The sequence below is a fragment of the Syntrophales bacterium genome, from assembly GCA_030655775.1.
Lineage (GTDB): Bacteria > Desulfobacterota > Syntrophia > Syntrophales > JADFWA01 > JAUSPI01.
This window is the reverse complement of record JAUSPI010000069.1, coordinates 1-2956: the sequence shown is the minus strand read 5'-3', so window position 1 is coordinate 2956 and position 2956 is coordinate 1. Positions and strand designations below refer to the sequence as shown.

Annotated in this window: 3 protein-coding genes; 1 reads left to right on the top strand and 2 read right to left on the bottom strand. The window is 46.8% G+C overall.

All coding sequences use genetic code 11. The features are described from left to right. Both Q7J27_03575 and Q7J27_03570 read right to left on the bottom strand, forming a co-directional pair. Nucleotides 1-749 (bottom strand): GAF domain-containing protein (locus Q7J27_03575; protein MDO9528219.1); only part of this gene is annotated, 749 nt, incomplete at its 3' end. 174 nt (nt 750-923) lie between these two features. Further along, nucleotides 924-2480, bottom strand: coding sequence for a transposase (locus Q7J27_03570; GenBank protein ID MDO9528218.1), 1557 nt, complete (start codon nt 2478-2480; stop codon nt 924-926). 189 nt (nt 2481-2669) lie between these two features. Between Q7J27_03570 and Q7J27_03565 the strand changes: the two genes are divergently transcribed. Beyond that, nucleotides 2670-2956, top strand: a 287-nt coding sequence (locus Q7J27_03565) for a hypothetical protein (GenBank protein ID MDO9528217.1), incomplete at its 3' end; no start/stop codon positions are given.

The following is a 2956-nucleotide window of genomic DNA, read 5'->3' as shown; positions in this document are numbered from 1 at the left end:
GTAAAGGAGTTTTGGAAATGGCGGTGGTTGTAAAGGCCGGTTAAGCCGTCGGTCAGGGATAAAACTTCCACTTCCCGGTAGAGCCGGGCGTTTTCCAGGGCGATGCCGACCTGGTTGGTGAAGAAGGAGATGGTTTTGATTTCGCCTTCGCTGTGGAAGTTTTTTCCGTCGGTTTCCAGCAGGAATACGCCCAAAGTTTTTTGGGCAACGGTTATCGGAACCGCCAGGAATGCAGACAGCCGCGCCCTTTTTACAAAATCCCGGTCGCAGCGGTAATCGTTTTGGGCGTTCAGGGTTTCAAAACTCTGCTGGGTTACGGCCACTTTTGGAATGATTCCGAACGCTTCGTGGAGCGGGAAGGAAAACCCTTTGATTTCGGATAATTCCATTCCGAAAGCGGCCCGGCCCTCTATCGTCTTTTTGCCCCCTTCTTCTTTAACCCAGAAAAGCAGGATTCTTTTGGAGGAAGGCAGGATTTCTTTCAGGGCGAGCAGGATTATCTCTATCGTATCTTCGGTTTCGGTGGCCAGCGCAAAAGACTGGGCAATCGTATTGGCCGAAAGTAACCCCTCATACCGGCTCTGGGAAGCTACCAATTTAACTTTTTGCCGTTTATCTATCAAGAAGAGCAGGCCGGTGAGTAAAAGGACCGGTGCGGCCACAATCGCCAAACCTGATTTTACGGCGCAGAAGATGGAAAAGATGGAGAGAATTACAGCGAGGATGACAATCGGGTAATCGGTAATCACGTTTTTGACCCGGTTCTTCATTGTATCATTTAAGTATAACAGACCTCCTTTAAGATTAGCAATACCACGCACTATCCGTAGAAGGAAGAAAGTGATATAATTATATAAAACAGAAAATTAAGAATAAATTACCACGATAAAATCATTATAACCTAATTTCCCGGAAAATTATAACTATGTCTGCGGCTTAATCTCCAAGGCCTCCATGATTTGACGTTGTGGTTTGGTGATTTCCGTCAGGATGTTGCCATACTTGCCTGAATAACGGATTTGAGTCAGCGTGTCCATTTCCATGAGGAGTTCACGCACCGTGTATTTCTCGATGAGCCCGGTGTCCCTCATTTTTTTGCGCAAAGCGCTCATGAAGATTAACGCAATGAACTGAACAAAGAGCCGGCCATCCATGGATGCTGAACTGTGGATGCGAAGGCGTTTCATGTCCAACTGGTTTTTCAGGTCATCAAAACACTTCTCAATCGCGTCTTTATTCCGGTATACCCTGAGTGCTTCCACAGGGTCATTGATGTCATTGGTCAGAATCACGTGAAAACCGGCATACCGGTTGCGGTATTTCTCGATGGCTTCGTTATTGAAGAGTACTTTTCTACCCCGTACCGATGTCTCTTTAATGGTAAAGAATGTCTTGTATATTTCTTCGTGGGTGCTGACAAGCTGACCACTTTCCAGTTCTTCCTTGCCGGTCAGCAATTCTTCGATAAAGCCGTCGGTGGCAGTTGCTGCCGCATATGCATTGTAGAACAGATGCACATAACAGCGCCGGTGCTCCGTTCCCCAGGGATACAGTTTTGTGTAAACATAGAGGATCTCACCATCTATCTTCCGGTAGTTCTCCGGATTCTGGATGGTGTCTCTGTTCTCGTCAATTATTTGTTGAACCCACTTGAGGTGGTTAGGAACTGCAAGCGTAAACTTATCCCGCGCCGCCAGCAGTTCATCGACATTCTTGCGGCTATAAAAGCCTTTATCCATGACGGCATGGATCCTGGACAGCTTCAGGTATCTGAGGGTCTGTAAAAATTTGTGCAGGGTACTGACATCGCTGATGTTTCCGGGCAAGCGGTTATAGTAGATGGGCACCTGACTTTTCTGGCCGAAGAGAAGTGCCAGGTTGATCTGCGGCAGTTTTTCCTTATCGCGGTTATACCCGTACTTGAGGTATTCGTTCAGCTCTCCGTAGGAGGAGACAGAGGTGATGTCATAACAGAGATAATCGTCCGCCAAAACCTTCTTTCCCCATTTGGCGAAGAAGGTTTGCTGTCCATCATCATGCAGGGACTTAAGGATTTCACTGATGCGCTGGCTGGTGAGGGTGCCTGTGTATGGATGGGCATGGCTCTTGCTCCAGGATTCACAGTGACACAAGGGATCTCCCCGCATGGCAAGGTAGTAGGCCATGCACAGGATTTGCTGATACGCTTCCGGGAAGCTGGCTTTTAATACCTTGTCCAGTTCAAGTTCAGTTGCAATGCTATTCAGCAGCAGTGACGGCCCGACAACCCTGGCGGTAGCGGTGACGGTCGGGTCCCTGACCACCGCCTGCTCCGGGTTAAGCCGCCGGGATGGGACGAATTCCCCTTTATCGGGGGTAATTTTTCCGATGCAGACCTGCTTGTTGCGTGACTGTTTCTTTTCCTTATCCCAGGCAGATATAGCTTCGTAGACATACGTAACGCCAGTTCTTTTGTTGACCTGATGAACACGATATGCCATGCAATCCTCCTTTCATGGTTATAATTATAACCTGTTTATGAGGAAATTGCAAGGCGTGAATCGGGATAGACCGCCTATTGCGGCGGATTTCTAAGCGTCATAGTTATAAAATACACGGGAAGTCAGGATAAGAACTGTTATGCCCAATCCGTCCTGCCTCCGTGGATTAAGGTTTTTGCATCGGATATTTTGAAAAGCAATGATGCCATAGTAAACCTTAATTACGACTGTTCCCTAGAAGGAATCCTTGATAATTATGAAGTATGGTCACCCAATAAAGGATACGCCAGAATTGAAAACTTTTTTGAAGACTCTCTTCCAGAAAACTCCAAAAATATCAGGATTTACAAGATCCACGGCTCTGAAAATTTTGTTCAATCAACTTTTCTTGATAATCCTAACCAAACCAACATCGGTTTTTTTGTAAATGAACCTATATACCCAAGATCCGGGAAGTTTAAACATCTTGGCGGAGG

Coding starts and splice junctions, on each gene's coding strand:
- Q7J27_03570 (MDO9528218.1), bottom strand. CDS start 2,480: ATGGCATATCGTGTTCATCAGGTCAACAAAAGAACTGGCGTTACGTAT.